This window comes from Gammaproteobacteria bacterium, assembly GCA_029882975.1.
Lineage (GTDB): Bacteria > Pseudomonadota > Gammaproteobacteria > SZUA-152 > SZUA-152 > JAJDNG01.
Window position 1 is genome coordinate 1 of record JAOUJW010000044.1, and the last position, 23,737, is coordinate 23,737.

Genomic DNA, 23,737 nt, shown 5'->3' on the forward strand with positions numbered 1-23,737 from the left:
AGCGGAGGTAGAAGCGGAGGTAGAAGCGGAGGTAGAAGCGGAGGTAGAAGCGGAGGTAGAAGCGGAGGTAGAAGCGGAGGTAGAAGCGGAGGTAGAAGCCGAGGTAGAAGCGGAGGTAGAAGCCGAGGTAGAAGCAGATACCGAAGCGGAAGTTGTCGCTGAGATTGAAACGGAAGTAGAAGTTGCAATGGATGCCCAGACAGAAGTGGAATCTGAGACAGATCTCATTGATGTGGGCCTGGAAAATCCGATCGAAACAACACACAAAACGGATTTCCTGGATGAAGAACCGGAAAAACCTCTAACAGTCTACAAAAAGGATGTTTTCTCCGTGTATCCTGCGGCTCCAGCAGAATCTCGAGGGATGGAAAAGTCAGAGGAACCGCTATCCACCGAAATCCCATCAATACCGGATTCACTCAAATACACGGTATTTGGCACGGAAGCGGTCAGGGAAGCCTTGTCCCAGGCTGAGGTGGCCTTCACCCAAGCACCGGCTCCCCTGGAGCTTGAACCACAGGAACCGGTTTTAGAACCAGAGCAATCCAACTCGTCGGTAACAGAAGTGCCAACTGTCCCGGAACCACAGAGTAAGCAGCCAAGCATTCCGGATTGGGGGCAAAACAAGTTTCAGTGTCTCAGCTTCGATGTAGGAGGAACCACCATGGCGGCTCCCTTAGATCAATTGGACAGCGTGGTGACATGTAAAGGCAAGGTTCATTTTGTTCCGGGTCAGTCTCACTGGTTTCGAGGAATGTACCGTAATCGGGGTCTTACCGTGCGTATTATTGATTTGGATCTTTTGATTAATCCCGAGGCTCAAGTTGATGAAAATATTAGATTTATAATGCTATTTGACCGGGGTCGCTGGGGTTTTGTATGTAACTCGGTGGATAGCATCTTTTCGTTGGAACCCGGCCAGGTTCGTTGGCAGCGTTCGACTCAAGTTCCTTGTATTTTGGGGACGGTGGTGGATCTGATGTGTCCCTTGCTGTGCCCGGACGAGCTGCGGCGAATGTTGGATTGATTCTTAGTGGTATGGATTGTGCAGCTTTTAAACTTGGAAATTCTTGTTCGATCTGACTTTGGTAAGGAATTATGGAAAATTCAGCGCAAAATTTTGCCGAAAACCCCATGGTCCGGTGGGTAACCTTCCACCTGGAAAATGAAAAATACGGCATAAATGTGATGCAGGTACAGGAAGTGTTGCGGGTGACGGAAATCGCACCTGTTCCCGGTGCCCCCGACTATGTTCTGGGGATTATCAATCTACGCGGTAATGTGGTCACGGTAATTGACTCGCGAAAACGTTTTGCCCTACCGGAAAAAGAGTCAGATGACGCAACTCGCATTGTGATTGTGGAAGTGGGCGAACAAGTGGTGGGGATTTTGGTTGACAGTGTTGCTGAGGTCGTGGAGCTGCGGCTGTCGGAGATTGAAACCGCACCCAATGTGGGTACGGAAGAAAGTGCCAAGTTCATCCAAGGTGTTGCCAGTGTGGATAGTGAGCTGCTCATCATTATTGATTTGAACAAGCTGCTAACTGACGAACAATGGATGGAAATGCTGGCCCTTTAGTTTTTCAAAGGCTTTAGGCGTAAGTGAGTGAAGTATGATGGAAATCGGGAAAGTAGACACAGGCTTAATCGTTCACAAAGTCGATCCTAAAATCAAACCGGATAACGAACGAAAGGAAAACAACAAACGGCAACAACCTCGAAAGAGGGATAAAGAGCCCTCAGCGGGAGTAGAGCCCTCAGCGGGAGTAGAGCCCTCAGCGGGAGTAGAGCCCTCAGCGGGAGTAGAGCCCTCAGCGGGAGTAGAGCCCTCAGCGGATAAAGCCCCTTCTGAAAACGGCGATACTCCGCACATCGATGATTATGTATAGGTGGTGATATGACAAATGTAGCTGCATCAGTACCCATTGGATTTCTGACAACCATCATGATTGTATTTTGCGTGCTATCGGTGGGCGCATTCAGTACGCTTATTTTTGTGTACTTGCGATTTCAGAAATTCGCCATGGAACAAGAGGCGGTAATCAATCGCCTTCACGATGATTTCAACGCCATGTGCGCGGCTGCAGTTGGGGTAGACAGTCACTTGGCGCGTCTGGAGGAACGAACCCGAACCCTATTACAACGCCAGGATCAACTGGAAATGCAAGAACCGGTGGGTGACAACTATCAGCACGCCATCAGTTTGGTCCGGAACGGCGCTGGTATTGACCAATTAATGAGTGATTGTGGTTTGGCTCGAGGCGAGGCTGAGTTATTGCTGTTGGCCGGTAGCATGGATCGGGTGAATTAAATCAAACAGTATTCATTACCGTCATACCAGAAAAAAAGTAATGCCAGAAAAAAAATGGTATACCCGGCGGGGCCGGGAAATTCGGGGTCCGTATCCGGAAGCGGAAATTCAACGCTTTCTGCTATTGGGAAGAATAACCCCTGAAGACAACATTAGCGTGGACCAATTCAATTGGCGCACCGTGGCGGATTTACCGCACCTGATTCCCGAAGAGCTGACACTGGACCTTAGTGTGGCGGAGAACCGCGAGCGTCTGGAAGCCCGTCGCAGAAAAGCCGATGAACGAGCAGTGGATCGACGCCAACAATATCGAGACCCCATAGCCGATCGTCGAACTGAAACCCCATCCCCCTCTCCAACAACCTTAATGGGGAAAAATTCTCCATCCCGCGAGCTGGTTATTTTCCGGTCTTTGTTTACCTTGTTACTACTGGGGGTTGGGGTGTATGCCGGCTTGGTGCTTACCGGAGCAGAGTCGCCTCAACCCGCTGATTGTTTTGTCCCTGCAGCTCCTGGTGTGAATTGGAGCTATTGTGTGATGGATTCTTTGCAATTAGATCATCGCAATTTACAGGGAATGCGCTTGGACCATGGTGTGTTCCGTAATGCGGATTTCTCCGGTGCGGATCTAAACGGAGCTGATTTGTCTCATAGCCACTTCACTGCGGTGAATTTTAATCTGGCCAATTTGAATCGGGTTCGATTGGCCGCTACTGTTTTAACCGCAGCAGATCTCTCCGGGGCAGATTTAAGAGCTGTGGATTTGTCCGGTGCCGTGTTACCGCAGGCGAATTTACGTCAGGCGGATTTGCGTGGTGCCGATCTGCGTGGGGCAATTTTGACGGGCGCGAAAATGGAATCGACTCTCCTGGATGGAGCGAAGCTGGACGGGGCAGTGTGGGTGGATAAGCGAGTCTGTGGCCCGAACTCAGTAGGAATTTGCCGGCTCATACCTGATGGTTGAAACTTAGAAAGATTCGGTCGTGTATCTGGACACCTGTATTTGTTTGGACCAGTAGTTGTCACTTAGACCGGCTTTGCGTTTTAAATGGATCCAGAATTGGCTTTTCTCAGGCAGTTGTTCCCAAACCGAGGGTAAAAATGTAGCTCGGTGACCGCCTGCCTCCAGGATTAAACCATCCTCTCCGGGATTTATTATTTCCAACAACTCTTGTTCCGAAGTAAACCGTAAGGCACAAGGCGGATTAAGGACCGAAATTTTTATGTGCAACAAGTCTCTTTCCGTTTGAGTCAGGGGAGGGAAGCGCGGATCCTTGAACGCCGCGCTGTGTGCATTATAAGCCACATCCAGAACCAAAGGTTGTCGGGCTTCCAATGTACCCATGCAACCGCGCAACTGTTGCTCGATTGTCAGGGTAACAAAACTGGCTCGGTGCTGTTGTAACGTTGGGTTGAAAGCGTTTAAATCCAGGTCGATACGGTGTTTGTGCCGCGATGCTAAACCGTAATCAATGGCGGCTGCGGCGGTGTGGAGTAAGTTTTCCCGGTCCTCTTTATCCACGATCTTTTTAACTCCACTCTATTGTGCTTCGACCACAAATGCTGCGTAACCCACCACCTCATGGCGTGGGCCGGCCGTATCACCGGAGTTTCGACAATCCACCAAAGTGGCTTTGAGCGATTTGCGTTTCAACAAGCACAGCAGTCCTTTCAGTGGAACCGCGCCGCAGGCATGTTGGGAATCAATCTTGTTTATGTCAAGGGACTCAATGGCTTGGCAAGTCACCGCATCCAACCGTTTGGCGGTTTCGTAGTCATGGTAATGGCTCAAATCAGAACTGATGACTATCAATGTTTCTTCTCCACCCCAAAGTTGCTCCAGCAGTATAGCCACTTGATCTTGAGGGCAGTCGCCCACTACGATGGGTACCAGACTGAAACGATCCAATGCCATTTGTAAAAAAGGTAAATGTACTTCAAGACTGTGTTCCAAGCTATGTGCTTGATCCATCACTTTCACAAAGGGTAGAGTCGTCGCGGATTCGATGGCCGCTTGATCCAGGGGGATGTCTCCCAGTGGTGTGGCAAACGCCGTTGCACCACTGCAAGCGCAGCCAAAAAGGGGGACGCGATGTGACGGGCCCAGCAACACCACCCGGGTAATGCTGGAGCGTACCGTCTCCAGACGTCGGTAGGCACTGGCGGCTACCGGTCCGGAATAAATATAACCGGCATGAGGGGCTATGATCGCCTTGGGAGCAACACTTTGCATCGATACCGGCTGCAACAGAGTTTGCAATGTCTGCCGTAATTGTTGCGGATCACCAGGATAAAACATGTTAGAAACAGCAGCTTGGCGTATCATCTTGGGTATCCCGGTGCATGTCGATTTTTAAGTAAGCTGTTGATGGAGAAATACTAAAAAAAGGTCGCAAAACCCATTATATTTAAAGTATAGGCAATTGTTACAACATAATGTTACAACAGGCGCGCATGCACAGTCATCACACAGTACCAACTCAATATTGGCATAAACTGGAGCAGGGGGATCGAGTCCAGTGCGATCTTTGCCCACGTTATTGCACACTCCACGAAGGCCAGCAGGGCTTGTGTTTCATTCGTGCCTGTCAAGACCAGAAAATTGTACTCACCAGCTATGGCCGCTCCAGCGGTTTTTGTGTTGACCCCATAGAAAAGAAGCCCTTAAACCATTTTTATCCCGGTACATCGGTGTTGTCATTCGGTACTGCCGGATGCAATCTCGCCTGCAAATTTTGCCAAAACTGGGACATGAGCAAATCTCGGGAAATGGATACTCTGGCAGGGACGGCCACTCCGGAGCAATTGGCACGAGCGGCACAGACACTGCGTTGTAAAAGTGTTGCTTACACGTACAACGACCCGGTTATATTTTTGGAGTACGCGGTCGATGTGGCACAAGCCTGCCATGAGGTGGGTGTTAAGTCCGTTGCCGTTTCCGCAGGTTATATTTGTGAAAAACCGCGGGAGCTTTTTTTCAAACATATGGACGCAGCTAATATTGACCTGAAAGCCTTCACTGAGCGTTTCTATTACAAACTTACCGGTGCCCACATGCAAAATGTGTTGGATACCCTGTTGTACATCAAACACCACACGCAAGTGTGGCTGGAAATCACCACCTTGTTAATACTCGGAGAAAACGACTCCGATAAAGAACTCCATGAACTTAGCAACTGGGTCCGTGAAAACCTGGGCTCGGAAGTCCCGCTGCACTTCACCGCGTTTCATCCCGACTGGAAAATGAAAGACCACCCGTCAACACCGGCCGCCACATTACTTAAAGCGCGAAACATCGCCTTGGAAAACGGCTTGCAGCATGTTTATGTGGGTAATGTCCACGCCGAGGCCGCCGACAGCACCTACTGCACAAACTGCGGCCACAAGGTCATTGGGCGGGATTGGTATGAATTGAAAGCCTGGCATCTCGACGTCAAAGGCTGTTGTGACAAGTGCGGCCATGTCCTGGCAGGACATTTTGACCCACAGCCGGGGGAGTGGGGGGCAAAGCGATTACCAGTGAGGATGGAGGATTTTGTGTAGGGGGTGCATGTTTTGTGCTCACTTGGGTGCTGAAGGTTAATTCGATGCTGGATTGGTACTTAATCAAAATTATTCCGCCCCCAAACCCAAACCCAAACCCAAACTTGATACTATCCCCCCCAACCCGGATAATCCCCCCTTAACCATCAAACCCTCTGGATACTACGTGTTTTTCGAAAAAGTCCTCAATTGCCTGCAAATCAACGACCCCCAACAAAAAACCCAAACTTGTGAGCAATTATGGCGGGAGTGGCAGTCAGGTCACTTTGGGAAGACCGATTTCCATCAACCTTTGGAACACAGCGAATATGAGGTAGGACACCCGCAAAAACCCCGCTTGGTTCATCCGCGCGAATTACCCAAGCGCAGTGTGCATACCCCACAGGGTATTGCCACCATGGTGCATGCATTTGCTCACATTGAATTCAATGCGATCAATTTGGCATTAGATGCGGTTTATCGATTTCGTGGCTTGCCCGCGCAGTATTATGATGATTGGCTCAGAATTGCTGCAGAGGAGGCTTATCATTTCAAATTACTGCAAGGAGCGTTGCATACTCGCGGATTCCATTACGGTGATTTTGATGCTCACAACGGTTTGTGGGATATGGCGATGCGTACAGCTCATGATCCTCTGGTACGCATGGCAGTGATTCCAAGGGGCTTAGAGGCTCGTGGTCTGGATGTTACTCCGGCGATTTTGGAAAAATTTCGTGCCGTGCAGGAGAATGACCTGGTGCAGATTCTGGAGATTATTTTGCGTGATGAAATCGGTCATGTACATTGCGGTACATATTGGTTCAATTACCTTTGCGAGCGAGATGGTGTGTCATCACAAGAGACCTTTGAGCGATTGGTGAGACAATACGGCAAGGAAGGGGTAAAATCCCCCTTACATCGGCAAGCCAGGATACAGGCCGGGTTTAGCGAAGCGGAGTTGCTTTTTTTGGAAGGGTTAGAAGGATTGGAATGAGTCAGCAAATACTAGAAACACAGCATAGATACAGCGGGTCCGGTTTAACTCACTGCACGGGTGCTACCTTGTTGTCGAGTGTGTTATTACTCGGTACGTTGCTACAAGGCTGCGGTACGGCAGGCACCAGGCAGGCCGAATCACCAAAGAACGAAGTGGCGGTGTTACGCTATGAGGTTCGAGAGCCTGGGCGGGATAAGGCGTATGTGAGCGAGATTTTGGTAAGCAAAACCCGAATGGTGATGTGGGAGCCGGGAAATGCCAAGGATTTCCTTATGTTTGACCGGCAAAGCCAAACCATTTACAGCGTGACATCGGATGACCAGACGGTGTTTGTCATAAAAGCCAAACCCGTGGCAGGGGAGCCGCCCATGGCACTGGAAAATGTGGAAGTCTCTCAGCCCAGTTCCGCCATGCCAAAAATACAAAATATGCCGGCCACCCACTATCGCTACGATGTCAATGGTAAACATTGCTACGATGTGGTGAGTTTACCTGAGAATTTTTTGCCTGACGTACGACAGGCGTTGGTAGAATACCGTACCGTGTTGGCAGGGGAACACGCAGCCGGTCTCGCAAACTCACCTAAAGATCAGTTGCAGGCCTGTGATTTGTCGATCAATATTTTTCATCCGGTCAAGCATTTACAGCACGGTGTTCCCATCCGGGAATGGGATCGCAAGGGCAAGCAGCGATTTATGGTGGATTTCCGTGAAAAATGGTTGGCCGATATGAGCCGCTTTGATCTGCCGCAGGGCTATCAACACTATTCGATCTATTAAAATCCTATTCGATTCGGCTGACATCAAGCCGACATGGGGACAGTCAGTAGTTCGCAGCCTAACTCATTACAGCGTAATACGCTGCCCTGGTGGTACCAGTCGCCCAGGACGATGCGTTGTACGGTTTTTGATTCGATGTGGAAACTGTGCACGCCAGGGCGATGGGTATGGCCATGGATGAGACGTGTAGCTTGGTATTGTTGCATGGTTTGCTTCACACAGTGTTGATTGACGTCCATAATGTCTTCGGTTTTATAGCGGTTCGCTTCGCTGCTTTGTTGACGCAACGATCCCGCGATTTGCAATCGTTCCTCCACCGTTTTGGATAACAACATGCGTTGAGTGTTGGGATCGCGAAACTGTTGCCGTAGTTTCATATATTCCACATCATCTATGCACATGGAATCCCCGTGCATTAACAATGTGGTTTCTCCCCAAAGCTGAATGACACTGGGGTCGTCGATAAGACGGCAGCCGCTGAGCTTTTCAAACTGAGAACCCAGGAGAAAGTCCCGGTTACCGTGCATGACGTCTACCGGACAGAGTGCACTGAATTGATTTAATGCCTGTAAGACTTTCTCCAAACCGGGTTCGATATAGTCATCGCCGATCCAGTACTCAAACAAGTCCCCTAATATGTACAGATGTTCTGTGTGTGCTGCCTGGTCCTGCAGAAACCGGCAAAACAAGTCGATCGTACCGGCTTGCTTGGCAGTCAAATGCAGATCGGAAATAAACAGAGTCGTCATGTCAAAAGGGGCAGATTATTTGCCTGCCCCAGGTAGTGAGTCGTGGGAATGGGCAATCTCGTTAACTACTGTTAGAGCATTTCCGCTTTTTCTATAACGATATCATCTACCGGTACGTCCTGATGGCCCATTTTGCTGGTGGTAGACTGGCCTTTGATGTTGTTGACGACATCCATACCATCCACTACTTTACCAAACACGCAATAGCCCCAGCCGTGCGTATCCTCAGAGGTGAAATTGAGGAAGTCATTTTTGGCTACATTAATAAAAAATTGAGAGCTGGCGGAATGGGGGTCGTTAGTGCGCGCCATGGCGATGGTACCTACTTCGTTAGTCAGGCCATTGTTTGCTTCGTTTTTGATGGGGTCATGGGTAGCCTTAGGTTGCATGCCCGCTTCCATGCCACCTCCCTGAATCATAAAACCGTCGATGACTCGGTGAAACAGCGTGCCATCGTAAAATCCTTCACTGACATAGCGCTCAAAATTCTTCGCGGTTACGGGCGCTTTGTCGTGGTCCACTTCAATGTCGATGTTTCCAAAGTTGGTTTGTAGTCTAATCATGAGTCGTCCTGTCAAAATGTTTATGGTTTTGCCGCGGGTTCGTCCGCCAGAATAGTGGCATTCAGAATGACTACCGGCGTATTGGGCACGTCTCGGAAAGGGCCTTGCATGCCTGTGGGGGTTTTTCGGATACGGTCTACCACATCCATACCGGATGCTACTCGACCGAATACGGTATATCCCCAACCACGAATACTCTCAGAACGATAGTTTAAAAATTCGTTGTTTACCACATTAATAAAAAACTGAGCGGTGGCAGAATGGGGTTGATTGGTGCGAGCCATGGCAACGGTGCCGCGTTCGTTTTTAAGGCCATTATTAGCTTCGTTACGAATCGGGTTATGGGTGGGTTTTTGTTGCATGTCTTCGGTAAAACCGCCACCCTGAACCATAAAGCCATCAATCACCCTGTGGAAAATAGTGCCATTGTAAAACCCATTTTTCACATAGGCCAAAAAGTTTTGAACCGTCATGGGTGCCCGGGTGGCATTGAGTTCCAGAACAATATTACCCATGGAGGTTTCCAGCTGAACTTTATACAGTTTATCAGCGGCCAATGCGGTGGTGCTGATGATACTGAAACACAACAGAGCCAGACCTGCAGCGGAGGTTTTCAAAGTTTTCATGTTCAGGGTTCCCCAAAAAATTGAACGTGGGGCAATAATACACTTTTTCCCCGGTGGGTCACAGTGGAAGTCCATGATTTTGTCTGGCTTTTCACGTCACCTAATTAATCGATGGGTGAGTCGGTATGGGAATGGAGTTGTTAACATCCAGGCAATGTAGCAATTGAAAATTGCAGTTATTATTAATGCCATTCACGGAATTAATCGGAGCTTCCCTAGGGTTTTCTCCCGGTAAATTTGTTACTATTCGCGAAAAATGAACTCATTATTTAACGACCAATCAAAAGGCTATAAGCGGACCATGTTGCACATCTATAACAATTTGAGCAAACAGAAAGAACCCTTTACTCCCATTGATCCGCAACGGGTGCGCATGTATGTGTGCGGTATGACCGTGTACGATTTGTGCCATGTGGGACATGCTCGTGCATTGGTGGTGTTCGACTTGGTGTATCGCTATTTGTGCCGCCTCTATGGTGCGGATCATGTGTCCTACGTTCGCAATATTACCGATATTGATGACAAGATCATCAAGCGTGCCGCTGAAAACGGCGAGCCGGTCGATCAGTTAACTCAGCGCTATATCGAGGAAATGGACCGGGATGCGGATGCCTTGCGGGTTTTGCGACCCAATGAGGAGCCGCGAGCCACCCACTATATGGACCAGATCATCGCCATGATTAAGGTGCTGGAACAAAAAGGCTTTGCTTATGCTGCAGCCAATGGCGATGTGTATTACTCGGTAAGCAAATTTGCCCACTACGGTCAGTTGTCGGGGAGGCAATTACAGGATTTACGCGCTGGGGAGCGTGTGGATGTGGATGAAGCCAAGGTCGATGCCCTGGATTTTGTCTTATGGAAAAGTGCCAAACCCGGTGAACCCAGTTGGGAGTCACCTTGGGGGTCAGGCCGTCCCGGTTGGCATATCGAATGCTCTGCCATGTCGACCCAGTGCCTGGGGGACCATTTCGATATTCACGGCGGTGGTTTGGATTTACAGTTTCCCCATCATGAAAATGAAATCGCCCAGAGTGAGGCGGCCACCGGTCGAAAGTTTGCCAACGTCTGGATGCACAATGGCCATGTGCGCGTGGATAACGAAAAAATGTCCAAGTCATTGGGTAACTTTTTCACTATCCGTGAAGTATTGCAGCAATACGATGCGGAAGTGATGCGATTTTTTATTCTCAATAGTCATTACCGCAGTCCTTTGAATTATTCCGATCAACATTTGGATCAGGCCAAGGAATCCTTGCGAACCCTGTATCAGACCTTGCGAGGCATCAGTCCGGAAGGGAGCATGAAGAGGGTGCAGGGAATGGACATTGCAACGGAAAGCCCATACGCACAGCGCTTTTACGCCGCCTTGGACGACGATTTCAATACGCCTAAGGCTTTTTCCGTTCTATTCGATTTGTCTCGAGAGCTTAATCGGGTGCGCGAAACGGACACGCAGCAGGCCAAAGCTCTGGGTGGAGAATTATTGGCCCTAGGGGGGTTGTTGGGTTTATTGCAGCAAGACCCGGAGCAGTATCTTCAAGGCGGGGAACATGCCGGAGGCCTGGACAACGAAGCGGTGGATCAGTTAATTCAGCACCGAAATGAAGCCAGGGCTACCAAAAACTGGGCCGAATCCGACCGCATCCGTGACTTGCTGGCAGCCGACGGCATCGTTTTGGAAGACGCAGCGGAGGGCACTCGCTGGCGCCGCGAGTAGATTCTACCAACGGTTCATGCTGCGAGATGGGCTGTTGGGACGGTTGGAGGACGTTGCACTCATCCAACCTACAATCGAGCCAATAGCAGTGGGCGAAAGGTGGAGTTTGCTTATGATCGGCGTCACCGCACCCGCAGCCACCTTATCTTATAGTCGGGTGTTGCTGTTCTGCCGCTTCCAGAGTGTTCTGTAACAGCGTAGCCACAGTCATAGGACCCACGCCACCGGGCACCGGGGTAATCCAAGCCGCTTTTTGGCTGGCGGCCTGAAAATCCAGATCACCCACCAGTTTGCCTTCGGCGTTGCGGTTGGTGCCCACGTCGATGACGATAGCGCCTTCCTTAATCCAGTCGGCATCGACAATGCCCGGTTTGCCCACGGCCACCACCAATATTTCGGCTCGACGAACGTGTTGTTCCAAATTTTTGGTGAAGCGGTGACAAGTCGTGACGGTACAACCGGCCAACAAAAGCTCCAGAGACATGGGTCGACCAACAATATTGGAAGCGCCCACCACCACCGCTTCTGCACCTTTGAAGTTTACCCCCGTGTGTTCCAGCAGGGTGATAATTCCTTTGGGGGTGCAGGGTCTGAGAATGGGTTGGCGTAAGGCCAGGCTGCCCACATTGTAGGGGTGGAAGCCGTCCACATCCTTATGGGCATCAATGCTGGCGATTATGGAACCAGAATCAATATGCTCCGGTAAGGGAAGTTGGACCAATATACCATCCACGTCGGGATTCCGGTTTAATTGATCCACCAGATTCAATAATGTTTCCTGACTGGTTCCTTCCGGCAAGTCATAGGCCAGAGAATGAAACCCTGCCTCCTCACAAGCCCGGCGTTTGCTGCCTACATAGACCTGGGAGGCGGGATCCGCTCCCACCAGTACGACGGCTAATCCGGGCGGGCGCAAGCCTTGGGTTTGGCGTTGCTGAACTTCTGCCCGGATCTGATTTCGAATCTCTTGGGCAATGGCTTTGCCGTCAATGATGTTTGCGCTCATGAAAAGTTGCTTCGGTGGTCAGTTTAGGAGTGCACATTATAAACCTTGGTTTTGTCGAAACAAGGATTTAGCTCAAATTCCGCAAGGTGAATCGGGGGATTCAGGTAATGGCTTATTTTTACTTGATAATTGCTCGCAACATCCGTAATATTCGCCACTCGTTGGCGGATTGACCATAGCGCATTCCCTATGGGGAAGTTATAATTGCCGCACCGGGGTATAGCGCAGTCTGGTAGCGCGCCTGCTTTGGGAGCAGGATGTCGGGAGTTCGAATCTCTCTACCCCGACCAAATTACTGCTAAAGTGCCACCTAAAATCGGTATGCACTGATGTATAAAGGTAACCCTTGCGCCCGTAGCTCATCTGGATAGAGCATCGGCCTTCTAAGCCGAGGGTAGCAGGTTCGAGTCCTGCCGGGCGTACCAAATAAGAGACCGGTGGGATAGATATTAGAACCGGTTGGTCAGTTTGGCCGGAGGCCAATTGGCCTTGTTGAAAGTTCGTTAACAATGTTAATTTGTTAATGCTGGTTTATTAACACTATTTTTTAACAATATAAAGTTAATGGTGGGCGTAGCTCAGTTGGTAGAGTCCCGGATTGTGATTCCGGTTGTCGTGGGTTCGAGCCCCATCGTCCACCCCATTTTATGACGAGTGGCACAGGCCTGTGTAACCCGTTCTTGGGCCATTAGCTCAATTGGTAGAGCAGTTGACTCTTAATCAATTGGTTGTAGGTTCGAGTCCTACATGGCCCACCATGCGTCAGCAGTCGAATTCCTCGAATTCGATTGAAGTAAATCGCTTTGATAACCAACAGTGCCACCTGTTTGTGTGACTACAAAGCACCACAAAAGCCCGACTCATGGGCTTTTTTTATTTTTTGTTCTGTTCGGCTGTTATACAATGGCCGATTCGGCGAAAGTGGCGGAATTGGTAGACGCGCTGGATTTAGGTTCCAGTGGGGTAACCCGTGAGAGTTCGAGTCTCTCCTTTCGCACCATATTATTAGAACCTATCTCAAAATTAAGATGCGTTTAGACGAGGGCTCACAGCGCAGGCTGGAGAGTGTTCCTAAAAACAAAGTTTACTCGCGATTTGTCGTTTTTACGTGGTTTTTGAGAATGGCAATAACGAAGTATGTATGTAAAAAATTGATTTTGAGATAGGTTCTAGAATCCCACATTTGAGTACTATGGAGATAAACCATGCAAGTTTCTGTTGAGACAACCTCTGGTCTGGAGCGTCGAATGACGGTAGAGATTCCCAAGGCGGATATCGATCAGGAGGTGCAAAAGCGATTAAAGTCCTTGGCTGGGAAAGCCCGGTTGTCTGGATTTCGACCAGGTAAAGTACCCTTCAGCGTGATTCAAAAACGTTATGGTGGCCAAGTACAGCAGGAAGTCATTGGTGATGTCATGCAATCCAGTTTTTATGAAGCGCTGACTCAAGAGAAACTGATTCCGGCAGGACGCCCTCAAATTGAACCAACGGAACAATCCGAAGAAAGCGATTTGCAATACATCGCAACTTTTGAAGTTTTACCCGAAATCTCCGTATCGGTAGACAGCATTGCAGTAGAAGAACCTCAGGTGGAAATATCCGATGAAGATATCGATAAAATGATCGAGGTGATTCGAAAACAGCAAAATGAATGGGAACCGGTGGAGCGTGAAGCCCAAGATGGCGATCAGGTTACCATCGACTTTACCGGCAAGATCGATGGTGAGGTCTTTCCAGGCGGTAGCGGCGAAGGAATGTCGGTGGTTATCGGTTCAGGGCGGATGATTAAAGGATTCGAAGAGGGTTTGGCGGGATGCAAAACCGATGAACAGAAAACCCTGTCGCTGCAATTTCCAGAGCAATACCATGCCGCCGATCTGGCTGGAAAGCCGGTGGAATTTGATATCACCGTGAAGAAAGTGGAACAAGCTGTGCTACCTGAAATAAATGATGAATTTGCAGCCAAAATGGGTGTCACAGAAGGTGGGTTGGTGGTGTTTCGCGAACAGGTCAAGGCGAATATGCAGCGGGAACTGGATCAGAATAAGCGCAGTAAACTCAAGCAACAGGTAATGGACGGCCTATACGAACACAATAAATTCGATGTCCCCAAGGTTATGGTGGAGAACGAAATCCAAGCTTTAATGCAACAAGCCGGACAACAAGCGCCGGGAATGGAGCTAAAAAGTGAAAACTTTGAAGAACAAGCTAGACGCCGGGTCGCAATCGGTCTAATTTTATCTGAGGTTGTTAAACAACATAATATCAAAGTGTCACCCACGAAAGTTCGGGAAATGGTTGAAAATTTAGCCGCAGGCTACGAAATGCCGGATGAAGTCGTAAAATATTACTATAGTAATAAAGAGAGACTGCAAGAAGTTGAGAATTTCGCCTTGGAAGACGAAATTGTGAATTGGGTCATGTCACAAGCTAAAGTGTCTCCCAAATCCAGCAGTTTTGACGAATTTATGAATCCCGGCAGGTAAAAAAGCCTGTTTCGGGTCGCAGTCGTGGGTATTTGTTAATTAATTGTAACTAAGGGAAAGGATTTTACACCTATGAACAATGGCCAATTCAATACGACGGTCGGATTAAACTTAATACCCATGGTTGTGGAGCAATCCGCCCGCGGTGAGCGTTCCTACGACATATATTCCCGCCTGCTGAAAGAGCGAGTGGTTTTTCTGGTGGGGCCCGTGGATGATCACACGGCCAATATTATTGTGGCGCAGCTGTTATTTCTGGAATCGGAAAACCCGGATAAAGATATTAGTTTTTATATTAACTCCCCCGGTGGGTCCGTAACCGCTGGGTTGTCTATCTATGACACAATGCAATTTATCAATTGTGATGTAAGTACCATGTGTATTGGTCAGGCTGCGAGCATGGGAGCTTTGTTGTTAACCGGCGGTACTAAAGGTAAACGCTTTTGCTTGCCACACTCACGTATGATGATTCATCAACCGCTGGGTGGGGTACAAGGGCAAGCCACGGATATTGAAATTCATGCCCGGGAAATCCTCAAAGTCAGAGATCGTCTGAATCAGATCATGTCACATCATACCGGCAAACCCATTGATAAGATTTCCGTCGACACAGACCGGGATAACTTCATGAGTGGGCAGGAATCGGTTGAGTACGGTTTAATTGACAAAGTATTACACACTCGGGAGACCATGGGCTCAGAGTGACGTTTGTAACTTATTGAATTAAAAAGGGAAGAAAAATCGCAGTTGCTATCCGAGCGCGTTTACAGTTAAAGTAAAGCTCGTTGTTAGACGATAACATTTTTAACTTCGCTGGGGGTACTGAGGGGTGTCCCTGCAATTTCTAAGTTTAAGAGGTCGGGTATGAGCGATGATAAACACAATAAGGGTGATGATAGCGGGAAATTGCTGTATTGCTCTTTCTGTGGCAAGAGTCAGCATGAAGTTAGAAAACTAATTGCTGGACCCTCAGTATTTGTCTGTGACGAGTGCGTCGAGCTTTGCAACGACATTATTCGCGAAGAAGTTGAAGACAAATCCTCTAACTTGGGTGGCAGTAAACTTCCCACGCCTAGAGAAATCAACGAAATACTGGACGAATATGTTATCGGCCAGCCCCGAGCCAAGAAAATTCTTTCCGTAGCCGTTTACAATCATTACAAACGATTGGAAGCCGGCCAGAAAAAAGACGATGTGGAACTGGCCAAAAGCAATATTTTGCTCATTGGTCCTACCGGTAGTGGTAAAACCCTGCTGGCGGAGACTTTGGCACGATTGTTAAATGTTCCTTTTACCATCGCTGATGCCACCACACTCACCGAAGCGGGTTACGTGGGTGAGGATGTGGAAAACATCATTCAGAAGTTGCTGCAAAAATGTGACTATGACGTGGAAAAAGCCCAAACCGGTATTGTCTATATCGATGAAATCGACAAGATTTCCAGAAAATCCGACAATCCCTCCATTACCAGAGACGTTTCCGGCGAAGGCGTACAGCAAGCTCTACTGAAACTCATTGAAGGTACCATTGCTTCCGTGCCGCCTCAGGGTGGGCGTAAACATCCACAGCAGGAGTTTCTCCAGGTCAATACGGCCAATATCCTGTTTATTTGCGGCGGTGCATTTGACGGTCTGGACCGTGTTATTCGCGATCGTTCCGAAAAGAGCGGTATCGGATTCTCAGCACAAGTGCAAAGCAAAGAAGATAAGAAAAGTATCGGCGAAGTACTGGAAAATGTCGCTCCTGAGGATTTGACCAAATACGGTTTGATTCCCGAATTCGTAGGTCGGTTACCGGTTTTGGCCACTTTAAAAGAGTTGGACGAAGATGCGCTGGTACGAATTCTTACCGAACCCAAAAACGCCATTACCAAGCAATACGGCAAGTTGTTTGAAATGGAAAGCTGCGAGCTGGAATTTCGCACTGAAGGCTTATACGCCGTGGCCCGAAAGGCTATGGAACGTAAGACCGGTGCTCGTGGTTTACGTTCCATCCTGGAAAGCGTGCTTCTGGATACCATGTACGATCTTCCGTCTATGGAAGGTTTGTGCAAAGTAGTTATCGACGAAGATGTTATCGAGAACAAATCCAAGCCGTTGTTGATGTTTGAAGGCGAGCAAAGCCGGGCTGCATCCGATTAAGCAGACAACTCTTCTTAAAACGAGGTAGATTTCCCATTAACATCAAGGGTTATCGGTTCCATCAATCTTCACACTTCCCCTTGAAGTTAGGTATGTGTGTCCACACATTAATTAACACGGTAGTAAACCGGAGCTTCGCGATTGGCTGAAAACTCCGGTTACAGTTCACTTAAAGGGGAAACGAATGTCTGATCAGGGTGCTATTTCCAATGTGATTAACGACCAAATGCAGGTAATGCCTGTGTTGCCCCTAAGGGATGTGGTCGTGTACCCCTACATGGTTATTCCGCTATTTGTGGGTAGAGACAAATCCATCCTGGCTTTGGAAACGGCCATGGATGAAGACAAGCAAATCTTATTAGTGGCACAAAAAAATGCCTCTCAGGACGAGCCCGAAGTGGATGATTTATACCGCATCGGTACCGTTGCTAATATTCTTCAATTGTTGAAACTGCCTGATGGCACTATCAAAGTCCTGGTTGAAGGCAACCAACGAGCAAAAATCCTCAATATTCTAAGCTCTGAAGAGTATTTCAGTGCCCAAATTTCTCTGTTTGATGTCCAGGATGACGAACAGCTGGATGAGCGCGAATGCGAGGTGTTGATGCGCTCCGTGCTGGCGCAGTTTGATCAGTACGTTAAATTAAGCAAAAAAGTACCCCCTGAAATACTCAGCTCTTTAAGCAGTATTGAAGAGCCGGGCCGCTTGGCTGACACCATCGCTGCGCATATGTCCTTAAAAATTGACGAAAAGCAAAAAATTCTTGAGATGGCCGATTTGCGCGAACGGTTGGAGCATCTCATTGGTTTGATGGAAGCAGAAATTGATTTGTTACAAGTTGAGAAGCGCATTCGTGGCCGCGTCAAACGTCAGATGGAAAAGAGTCAGCGCGAGTATTATCTTAATGAGCAAATGAAGGCCATCCAGAAAGAACTGGGTGACTTGGATGAAGGTCATAACGAATTGGACGATTTGGCCAGGAAAATCGAAAAAGCCGGTATGTCCAAAGAAGCTCAGACCAAAGCGGAGTCTGAATTAAACAAACTCAAAATGATGTCACCCATGTCTGCAGAAGCGACAGTGGTTAGAAATTATATCGATTGGATTGTTAATGTACCGTGGAAAAAACGTTCCAAAGTACGCCACAATCTGGTGGAAGCCGAAGATGTGCTTGAGGCGGATCACTACGGATTAGAGAAAGTTAAGGAACGCATTTTGGAATATTTGGCCGTGCAGCAAAGAGCCAAAAAGGTTAAAGGTCCTATTTTGTGTCTGGTTGGACCTCCCGGCGTGGGTAAAACCTCCCTGGGTAAGTCCATTGCTCGAGCCACTAATCGCAAGTTTATTCGCATGGCATTGGGTGGCGTGCGTGACGAAGCGGAAATCCGCGGTCATCGTCGTACCTATATTGGTTCCATGCCTGGTAAGATTATTCAAAACCTGTCTAAAGTGGAAACACGTAACCCACTGTTTTTGCTGGATGAAATTGATAAGATGGCAATGGATTTTCGCGGTGATCCGGCTTCGGCTTTGCTGGAGGTTTTGGACCCGGAGCAAAATCACACCTTTAACGATCATTACCTGGAAGTGGACTACGATTTGTCCGATGTCATGTTTGTTGCTACGGCTAATACCATGAACATTCCGGGGCCCTTGTTGGATCGAATGGAAGTCATTCGATTATCCGGTTATACCGAAGACGAGAAGGTGAACATTGCAATTCGCTATTTGGTGCCCAAACAACGCAAGTCCAACGGCTTGAAAAAAGAGGAAATCGAAATTTCCGAGGCAGCCATCCGTGACATTATTCGTTATTACACCCGCGAAGCCGGAGTGCGTAATCTGGAGCGGGAAATTTCCAAACTTTGCCGTAAGGTCGTTAAGGAAATTCTGTTGCAGGAGAAAAGTGGGGCCGAGGTTGCACAAATCAGTATTGATATCGATGGTTTGGAGCACTATTTGGGTGTGAAACGCCATCGATTCGGGTTGGCCGAAGAAAAGGATCAACTGGGTCAGGTTACCGGTTTGGCTTGGACAGAAGTGGGTGGGGATTTGCTCACCATCGAAGCGGTGATGCTGCAGGGTAAAGGCAAACATGTGATTACCGGCCAATTGGGCGACGTCATGAAGGAATCGGTTCAAGCCGCCATGAGTGTGGTGCGTAGTCGTGCGAAAATGCTGGGTATTAAATCTCCGGACTTTTATGAGACCAACGATATCCATATCCATGTGCCCGAGGGCGCAGTACCCAAAGACGGTCCCAGCGCCGGTGTGGGCATGTGCACGGCCATTGTGTCAGTGTTAACCGGTATCCCGGTTAGGGCAGACGTAGCCATGACGGGCGAAATCACCTTACGGGGTGAGGTGCTTCCCATCGGCGGATTGAAGGAAAAACTGTTGGCTGCCCACCGGGGTGGAATTAAAACGGTATTAATTCCCGAAGAAAACGGTAGGGATCTAGCTGAGATTCCCGACAACATAAAAGAAAGTTTGGATATTCGTACTGTTAAATGGATAGATCAAGTATTGGAACTGGCTTTAACAGCCCAACCCAAGCCGCTGGAGGATGAAGTCCCTTTGGAAAAGTCCTCCGGTCCGGAAGAAGAAAGTAATAGTTTACAAAGGCATTGATAATACTTGCCTGCCGTAGCAGGCAAGTAACAGCAAATGCCTCTCTCGGCCGGTCGCTATCGGCATCCGTGCCTGTCGCGACACTATCTCATCCGTGAGCGTCGTCCGCGGCCTTTGAGGCATAATGCCATCCATGGCAAAAAAAAGAGAGAGGGATGGGGGGTGGGGGTGCAGAGGCGGTTTTCTTGAGATTATCGAGTGACTCCTTGTTAACTTTTGGTTATTTCCTTGACAGATATTCACAGCCATTGGTATAAAGGCCTCCCGGTTTTGTTAGGTTGGAGCTTCGGGCTAACTATACTGTCCTCTGCGGATAGTACGGAGATTAGGCTCAACGACGCGAAGCTCGTGCCAGCGTTTTAAGAACCACCAGGGTAGGGGAAAGGGCTTGGATGCTTGTCGCTCACGTAAGCTACTCTTAATAAACTGTAAAAAAAGAGAGAGGTAACTATTTTGAATAAAGCTCAATTGGTCGATGCAGTTGCTGAAAGCGCAGATATTTCTAAAGCGGCTGCAAACCGTGCAGTGGATGGAATGATTGCCGCTATCTCCGGTGCTCTTAGTGGCGGCGAACAAGTTTCATTAGTAGGATTTGGTACATTTTTAGTACGTGAAAGAGCGGCCCGAACTGGTCGAAATCCAGCCACTGGCGAACCAATTTCTATCAAAGCGTCAAAAAATCCTGCATTTAAGGCTGGTAAAGCTCTCAAGGATGCCGTAAACTAGCGCGCTTTCAACGGTAGGGGGTGCTTAGCTCAGTTGGTAGAGCGTCGCCCTTACAAGGCGAATGTCGGGGGTTCAAGTCCCTCAGCACCCACCAAGTTAGGAGTGGTAGTTCAGTTGGTTAGAATACCGGCCTGTCACGCCGGGGGTCGCGGGTTCGAGTCCCGTCCACTCCGCCAAACTAAGAAGGCGTTCTGAAGCAGTTTGGAACGCCTTTTTATTTGAATAAATCTTTTATTAAAGATATTGGCTAAAGATCCTATTTTAAACTAAACGGTGAATCAGGCTTATGTTGTACGTCATTCGGGAACGCATGCAAGGTTGGATCGCTTGGGCGATTGTTATCATACTGATAGTACCGTTTGCATTGTGGGGTATACAAGAGTACTTCAATGAAGGTGGTCCCCAAGTGGTGGCCAACATCAATGGCGAAGAAATCAAACAGAGTGCCTATACCGAGGCTTTAAGCCAGGAACGCGGCCTGATGCAGCAACAATTGCAGCAGATGCGCCAGATTTTCGGTGAACAATACGAAATGCCCCTGTCGGATGAAGATATCAAGAAGCAGGCGATGGAAAAGCTGATCAACAGCGAACTGTTGCTGCAAAACGCCTCTGATATGGGTTTGCGAATTTCCGATGTTATGGTGGCCGGTCGAATTCGCTCCTTTGAAGCTTTCCAAGAAGACGGTAAATTTTCTCCTGAATTGTTTAAGAATTTCGCCTCTCGGCAGAATGGTGATTTCGGCCAGCTGGTGGCTAGGGATATGTTGACGCAGCAAATGCGTAACGCCGTAATGAACAGCGCCCTGGCGACCCCCAAAGACGTGGATCTCATGTTGCGTTTACAAGAACAAAAACGCGACGTAGAGTACTTCACACTCACAGCTGCCAAACACAAGCAAGATTCCGATGCCACTGACGAGGCAGTAAAGGCTTATTACGAAGCGCATAAAACAGAATTCATGAATCCTGAAAAGGTTAGCGTGGAATATGTGGAGCTGTCCGTTGCTGACCTGGGGCAGGCAGTGGAACCCAACGAAGAGGACTTGCGTGGTTATTACAAAGATCGCATGGGGCAATACCATGTGCCACCGGAAAGACGGACCAGTCATATCCTGATTTCTGTGGATGAAGGTGCTGATGAAGCCAAAATCAAAGCCGCAAAGGTTAAAGCGGAAGACATTCGCAAGCAATTACTAAATGGTGCTAAGTTCGAAGATCTGGCGAAAAAACATTCTGACGATCCCGGTTCTTCAAAGCTGGGTGGTGATATAGGTTTTTTTGGTAAAGGCAACCTGGACCCCAATTACGAAAAAGTCATGTTCGAAATGAAAAAAGGCGATCTGAGTGAGCCGGTGTTGAGTTCCTTCGGTTTCCATATCATCAAGTTGACGGATGTTCGTGAAGAACAAACCAAACCATTTGAAGCCGTTAAAGCCGAATTGGCCGCAGAATACAAAAAAGATCAAGCCAATAAAAAATACTTTGAAATGACTGATAAGCTCACCACTTTGGCTTACGAGGTGAATGATTCCTTGCAGGACGCCGCCGCCGCGGTCGGCTTGCCAATTAAAGAAAGCCCATTGTTTACTCGAAGCGGTATTCCATCCGATAAAATATTTTCCCATCCCAAAGTACTCAAAGCTGCATTTCAGGATGAGGTGTTAACACAACGTTATAACAGCGATCCTGTAGAAATCGGTGAGCATCATGTGGTTGTGTTGCGAATCAAGGCGCACGAGGAGAAAAGCCAACGTTCTTATGAAGAAGCCAAAGCCAGTGCAAAGCAAAAATTGCTGGTGGAGAAATCCAAACAAAACGCCAAAGAAAAGGGCGAAGCCGCCATTAAGAAATTGTTAGCCGGTGAAACCATGGATGCCATGGCAAAAATTCTGTCTTCGGAGGTTAAAAAAGAAGTTGGCCTGAAACGTACCGACCGTAAAATCGACATGAATATCGTTAAGCAAGCATTCAAACTCATAAAACCGCAGGCAGACAAAAAGTCCTACGACGGCTTAGTTCTTCCTAACGGCGACTATGTGGTCATGGCTGTTACTAAAGTTGAAGAAGCCGACCTGACAGCAATGGATGCAGCCAAGAAAACCAATACCCGACGTAGTTTGACTAATGTTGCCGGCGATACGGAGTTTGGTACGGTACTCACCAGTTTGAAGGATCGCGCTCGCATCCTAATCCTGGAAGAAAACTTATAAGCTTTGTAGAGTAGGGTGGGCAAGCTTTTCATGCCCACGCGGGCGAAAGGTGAGGTTACCCTTACCGTCTGGTTTTTATCGCTTCCTATGGAATCCCGATCAGTCTGCTCGGTGGAATACGTAAACTTTTCCACCTTACACAAACAATCGTGCCAATAGCAAAATTTACAGGGTCGGGAGGGTTTTTTGGGGAAGCGTTATGCCCATTCGCCCTGCATGTCGGCGAAAAACAAAAATGGCTGCTCGGTTCCCCCGGCAGCCATTTCGCATAACAGCCTTAAAAAAGCAAAATGAAACAGCTTATCCGAGCTGTCCCATACCCGTAATATTGTAACCACCATCCACGTACATAATTTCACCGGAAATCCCGGATGCCAGATCCGAACACAGGAATGCCGCGGCGTTACCTACTTCCTCTATGGTGACGTTACGTCGCAATGGGGTATTTTGCTCATTGTAATCCAGCATGGCGCGAAAATTCTTAATGCCGGAGGCGGCAAGGGTGCGAATGGGGCCGGCGGAGATGGCATTAACGCGAGTGCCTTCGGGACCGAGGCTGGCAGCCATGTAACGTACATTGGCTTCCAGGCTGGCTTTAGCCAATCCCATGACATTGTAGCCGGGCAGAACTCGTTCTGCACCCAGATAGCTCAGGGTGAGCAGTGAGCCGTTTTGGCCTCGCATCATTTCCCGACCGCCCTTGGCCAGTGCCGAAAAGCTGTATGAACTGATATCATGTGCAGTTTTGAAGCCTTCTCGGGTCACGTTGTCCAGATAGTTACCTTCCAGTTCTTCTCTAGGCGCAAAGGCTACAGAGTGTACAATAATATCCAACTTGTCCCAGTGTTTATTCAAACCTTCGAAGACCCCTTGGATTTCTTCGTCACTGACGACGTCACAAGGTAATGCGATTTGAGAGCCGCACTCTTCAGCCATTTTTTCCACTCTGGGTTTTAATTTGTCGTTTTGATAGGTGAAGGCTAAATTGGCACCTTCACGCTGCATCGCCTGGGCAATTCCCCAAGCTATTGAACGGTTACTGGCTAACCCTACAATCAGAGCTCGCTTGCCTTGCATAAAACCCATAGCTACTATCCTTCCTGTTAAGTGACAGGGGGCTAATTATACGCAAAGCGGGAGAAAAACTGTAGATGGGGTGCTGTGTTTGTCCCCATCGGCCGCAAGCCGGTCTATAATTACTGCCTATGGTGTTTACAGACCAATTACAAAAAAAATACTTAAGGGTTACGTCCGTGTTCCGTTGGCTTCA

General features: G+C 48.5%; 22 protein-coding genes and 7 tRNA genes. 22 read left to right on the forward strand and 7 right to left on the reverse strand.

Going from position 1 to position 23,737, the window contains the following annotated elements; translation table 11 throughout:
• From OEY58_21300 to OEY58_21320, 5 genes are all read left to right on the forward strand, one after another.
• Positions 1 to 1,027 (forward strand): chemotaxis protein CheW (locus OEY58_21300; GenBank protein MDH5327998.1); only part of this gene is annotated, 1,027 nt, incomplete at its 5' end.
• Between the two features lie 71 nt (positions 1,028 to 1,098).
• The gene (locus tag OEY58_21305) at positions 1,099 to 1,578 is read left to right on the forward strand and encodes a chemotaxis protein CheW (protein ID MDH5327999.1); all 480 of its coding nucleotides are present in this window, start codon (positions 1,099 to 1,101) and stop codon (positions 1,576 to 1,578) included.
• Between the two features lie 34 nt (positions 1,579 to 1,612).
• Positions 1,613 to 1,888, forward strand: coding sequence for a hypothetical protein (locus OEY58_21310; protein MDH5328000.1), 276 nt, complete (start codon positions 1,613 to 1,615; stop codon positions 1,886 to 1,888).
• A gap of 8 nt (positions 1,889 to 1,896) precedes the next feature.
• Positions 1,897 to 2,310, forward strand: a complete 414-nt coding sequence (locus OEY58_21315; protein MDH5328001.1) for a DUF2802 domain-containing protein — start codon at positions 1,897 to 1,899, stop codon at positions 2,308 to 2,310.
• A 40-nt stretch (positions 2,311 to 2,350) separates the two neighbouring features.
• Entirely contained in the window at positions 2,351 to 3,274 is a 924-nt protein-coding gene (locus OEY58_21320; GenBank protein ID MDH5328002.1) for a pentapeptide repeat-containing protein, read from the forward strand.
• 3 nt (positions 3,275 to 3,277) lie between these two features.
• Here OEY58_21320 and amrA read toward each other — a convergent pair whose 3' ends face one another.
• Positions 3,278 to 3,832, reverse strand: a complete 555-nt coding sequence (amrA, locus tag OEY58_21325) for an AmmeMemoRadiSam system protein A (GenBank protein MDH5328003.1) — start codon at positions 3,830 to 3,832, stop codon at positions 3,278 to 3,280.
• 18 nt (positions 3,833 to 3,850) lie between these two features.
• Positions 3,851 to 4,636 carry an AmmeMemoRadiSam system protein B gene (gene amrB, locus OEY58_21330; GenBank protein ID MDH5328004.1) on the reverse strand — a complete coding sequence of 262 codons (786 nt, stop codon included), beginning with the start codon at positions 4,634 to 4,636 and terminating at the stop codon, positions 3,851 to 3,853.
• Between the two features lie 128 nt (positions 4,637 to 4,764).
• On the opposite strand from amrB, the gene amrS reads away from it, so the two are divergent.
• Genes amrS through OEY58_21345 form a run of 3 tightly spaced genes read left to right on the forward strand, consistent with a single transcriptional unit; the run spans position 4,765 to position 7,608 of the window.
• A complete protein-coding gene (gene amrS / locus OEY58_21335; protein MDH5328005.1) occupies positions 4,765 to 5,853 on the forward strand; it encodes an AmmeMemoRadiSam system radical SAM enzyme in 1,089 nt (362 codons plus the stop codon).
• Positions 5,854 to 5,905: 52 nt separating this feature from the next.
• On the forward strand, positions 5,906 to 6,826 hold the full coding sequence (locus OEY58_21340) for a ferritin-like domain-containing protein (GenBank protein ID MDH5328006.1): 921 nt from the start codon (positions 5,906 to 5,908) through the stop codon (positions 6,824 to 6,826).
• The gene (locus OEY58_21345; GenBank protein MDH5328007.1) at positions 6,823 to 7,608 is read left to right on the forward strand and encodes a hypothetical protein; all 786 of its coding nucleotides are present in this window, start codon (positions 6,823 to 6,825) and stop codon (positions 7,606 to 7,608) included. Before OEY58_21340 ends, OEY58_21345 begins: the two co-directional genes overlap by 4 nt.
• Before the next feature lie 23 nt (positions 7,609 to 7,631).
• On the opposite strand, the gene OEY58_21350 is transcribed toward OEY58_21345, so the two are convergent.
• From OEY58_21350 to OEY58_21360, 3 genes are all read right to left on the reverse strand, one after another.
• Positions 7,632 to 8,357 (reverse strand): UDP-2,3-diacylglucosamine diphosphatase, encoded by a 726-nt coding sequence (locus tag OEY58_21350; GenBank protein MDH5328008.1) that lies wholly within the window; start codon positions 8,355 to 8,357, stop codon positions 7,632 to 7,634.
• Between the two features lie 71 nt (positions 8,358 to 8,428).
• Positions 8,429 to 8,920 carry a peptidylprolyl isomerase gene (locus OEY58_21355; protein ID MDH5328009.1) on the reverse strand — a complete coding sequence of 164 codons (492 nt, stop codon included), beginning with the start codon at positions 8,918 to 8,920 and terminating at the stop codon, positions 8,429 to 8,431.
• 20 nt (positions 8,921 to 8,940) lie between these two features.
• Complete coding sequence (locus OEY58_21360; GenBank protein ID MDH5328010.1) at positions 8,941 to 9,546, reverse strand: peptidylprolyl isomerase; 606 nt, start codon at positions 9,544 to 9,546, stop codon at positions 8,941 to 8,943.
• Positions 9,547 to 9,847: 301 nt separating this feature from the next.
• On the opposite strand from OEY58_21360, the gene cysS reads away from it, so the two are divergent.
• Positions 9,848 to 11,263 (forward strand): cysteine--tRNA ligase, encoded by a 1,416-nt coding sequence (gene cysS / locus OEY58_21365; GenBank protein ID MDH5328011.1) that lies wholly within the window; start codon positions 9,848 to 9,850, stop codon positions 11,261 to 11,263.
• Between the two features lie 142 nt (positions 11,264 to 11,405).
• Here the strand turns inward: cysS and folD are convergent, their stop codons facing one another.
• The gene (gene folD / locus OEY58_21370) at positions 11,406 to 12,269 is read right to left on the reverse strand and encodes a bifunctional methylenetetrahydrofolate dehydrogenase/methenyltetrahydrofolate cyclohydrolase FolD (GenBank protein ID MDH5328012.1); all 864 of its coding nucleotides are present in this window, start codon (positions 12,267 to 12,269) and stop codon (positions 11,406 to 11,408) included.
• Positions 12,270 to 12,482: 213 nt separating this feature from the next.
• On the opposite strand from folD, the gene OEY58_21375 reads away from it, so the two are divergent.
• The 13 genes from OEY58_21375 to OEY58_21435 all read left to right on the forward strand — a co-directional run bounded on the left by OEY58_21375 (position 12,483) and on the right by OEY58_21435 (position 22,467).
• Positions 12,483 to 12,559, forward strand: a tRNA-Pro gene (locus OEY58_21375).
• A gap of 58 nt (positions 12,560 to 12,617) precedes the next feature.
• A tRNA-Arg gene (locus OEY58_21380) sits at positions 12,618 to 12,694 on the forward strand.
• A 142-nt stretch (positions 12,695 to 12,836) separates the two neighbouring features.
• Positions 12,837 to 12,912 (forward strand) — tRNA-His (locus OEY58_21385).
• 39 nt (positions 12,913 to 12,951) lie between these two features.
• Positions 12,952 to 13,027, forward strand: a tRNA-Lys gene (locus OEY58_21390).
• Positions 13,028 to 13,184: 157 nt separating this feature from the next.
• Positions 13,185 to 13,269: transfer RNA gene (locus tag OEY58_21395), tRNA-Leu, on the forward strand.
• Positions 13,270 to 13,474: 205 nt separating this feature from the next.
• Positions 13,475 to 14,755 carry a trigger factor gene (gene tig / locus OEY58_21400; protein ID MDH5328013.1) on the forward strand — a complete coding sequence of 427 codons (1,281 nt, stop codon included), beginning with the start codon at positions 13,475 to 13,477 and terminating at the stop codon, positions 14,753 to 14,755.
• A 72-nt stretch (positions 14,756 to 14,827) separates the two neighbouring features.
• Positions 14,828 to 15,460 (forward strand): ATP-dependent Clp endopeptidase proteolytic subunit ClpP, encoded by a 633-nt coding sequence (gene clpP, locus OEY58_21405; protein ID MDH5328014.1) that lies wholly within the window; start codon positions 14,828 to 14,830, stop codon positions 15,458 to 15,460.
• 159 nt (positions 15,461 to 15,619) lie between these two features.
• Positions 15,620 to 16,897 carry an ATP-dependent Clp protease ATP-binding subunit ClpX gene (clpX, locus tag OEY58_21410; GenBank protein MDH5328015.1) on the forward strand — a complete coding sequence of 426 codons (1,278 nt, stop codon included), beginning with the start codon at positions 15,620 to 15,622 and terminating at the stop codon, positions 16,895 to 16,897.
• A 184-nt stretch (positions 16,898 to 17,081) separates the two neighbouring features.
• Complete coding sequence (lon, locus tag OEY58_21415; protein MDH5328016.1) at positions 17,082 to 19,529, forward strand: endopeptidase La; 2,448 nt, start codon at positions 17,082 to 17,084, stop codon at positions 19,527 to 19,529.
• Positions 19,530 to 19,982: 453 nt separating this feature from the next.
• On the forward strand, positions 19,983 to 20,255 hold the full coding sequence (locus OEY58_21420) for an HU family DNA-binding protein (GenBank protein ID MDH5328017.1): 273 nt from the start codon (positions 19,983 to 19,985) through the stop codon (positions 20,253 to 20,255).
• Between the two features lie 18 nt (positions 20,256 to 20,273).
• Positions 20,274 to 20,349: transfer RNA gene (locus OEY58_21425), tRNA-Val, on the forward strand.
• A 5-nt stretch (positions 20,350 to 20,354) separates the two neighbouring features.
• Positions 20,355 to 20,431: transfer RNA gene (locus OEY58_21430), tRNA-Asp, on the forward strand.
• A 110-nt stretch (positions 20,432 to 20,541) separates the two neighbouring features.
• Positions 20,542 to 22,467 (forward strand): SurA N-terminal domain-containing protein, encoded by a 1,926-nt coding sequence (locus OEY58_21435; GenBank protein MDH5328018.1) that lies wholly within the window; start codon positions 20,542 to 20,544, stop codon positions 22,465 to 22,467.
• A 300-nt stretch (positions 22,468 to 22,767) separates the two neighbouring features.
• Here OEY58_21435 and OEY58_21440 read toward each other — a convergent pair whose 3' ends face one another.
• Positions 22,768 to 23,553 carry an enoyl-ACP reductase gene (locus tag OEY58_21440; GenBank protein ID MDH5328019.1) on the reverse strand — a complete coding sequence of 262 codons (786 nt, stop codon included), beginning with the start codon at positions 23,551 to 23,553 and terminating at the stop codon, positions 22,768 to 22,770.
• Positions 23,554 to 23,737 lie beyond the last annotated feature (184 nt).

Coding starts and splice junctions, on each gene's coding strand:
- OEY58_21435 (MDH5328018.1), top strand. CDS start 20,542: ATGTTGTACGTCATTCGGGAACGCATGCAAGGTTGGATCGCTTGGGCG.
- OEY58_21355 (MDH5328009.1), bottom strand. CDS start 8,920: ATGATTAGACTACAAACCAACTTTGGAAACATCGACATTGAAGTGGAC.
- clpP (MDH5328014.1), top strand. CDS start 14,828: ATGAACAATGGCCAATTCAATACGACGGTCGGATTAAACTTAATACCC.
- OEY58_21320 (MDH5328002.1), top strand. CDS start 2,351: ATGCCAGAAAAAAAATGGTATACCCGGCGGGGCCGGGAAATTCGGGGT.
- tig (MDH5328013.1), top strand. CDS start 13,475: ATGCAAGTTTCTGTTGAGACAACCTCTGGTCTGGAGCGTCGAATGACG.
- amrB (MDH5328004.1), bottom strand. CDS start 4,636: ATGATACGCCAAGCTGCTGTTTCTAACATGTTTTATCCTGGTGATCCG.
- OEY58_21310 (MDH5328000.1), top strand. CDS start 1,613: ATGATGGAAATCGGGAAAGTAGACACAGGCTTAATCGTTCACAAAGTC.
- OEY58_21440 (MDH5328019.1), bottom strand. CDS start 23,553: ATGGGTTTTATGCAAGGCAAGCGAGCTCTGATTGTAGGGTTAGCCAGT.
- amrS (MDH5328005.1), top strand. CDS start 4,765: ATGCACAGTCATCACACAGTACCAACTCAATATTGGCATAAACTGGAG.
- OEY58_21345 (MDH5328007.1), top strand. CDS start 6,823: ATGAGTCAGCAAATACTAGAAACACAGCATAGATACAGCGGGTCCGGT.
- cysS (MDH5328011.1), top strand. CDS start 9,848: ATGTTGCACATCTATAACAATTTGAGCAAACAGAAAGAACCCTTTACT.
- OEY58_21305 (MDH5327999.1), top strand. CDS start 1,099: ATGGAAAATTCAGCGCAAAATTTTGCCGAAAACCCCATGGTCCGGTGG.
- OEY58_21360 (MDH5328010.1), bottom strand. CDS start 9,546: ATGAAAACTTTGAAAACCTCCGCTGCAGGTCTGGCTCTGTTGTGTTTC.
- OEY58_21315 (MDH5328001.1), top strand. CDS start 1,897: ATGACAAATGTAGCTGCATCAGTACCCATTGGATTTCTGACAACCATC.
- lon (MDH5328016.1), top strand. CDS start 17,082: ATGTCTGATCAGGGTGCTATTTCCAATGTGATTAACGACCAAATGCAG.
- folD (MDH5328012.1), bottom strand. CDS start 12,269: ATGAGCGCAAACATCATTGACGGCAAAGCCATTGCCCAAGAGATTCGA.
- OEY58_21350 (MDH5328008.1), bottom strand. CDS start 8,357: ATGACGACTCTGTTTATTTCCGATCTGCATTTGACTGCCAAGCAAGCC.
- clpX (MDH5328015.1), top strand. CDS start 15,620: ATGAGCGATGATAAACACAATAAGGGTGATGATAGCGGGAAATTGCTG.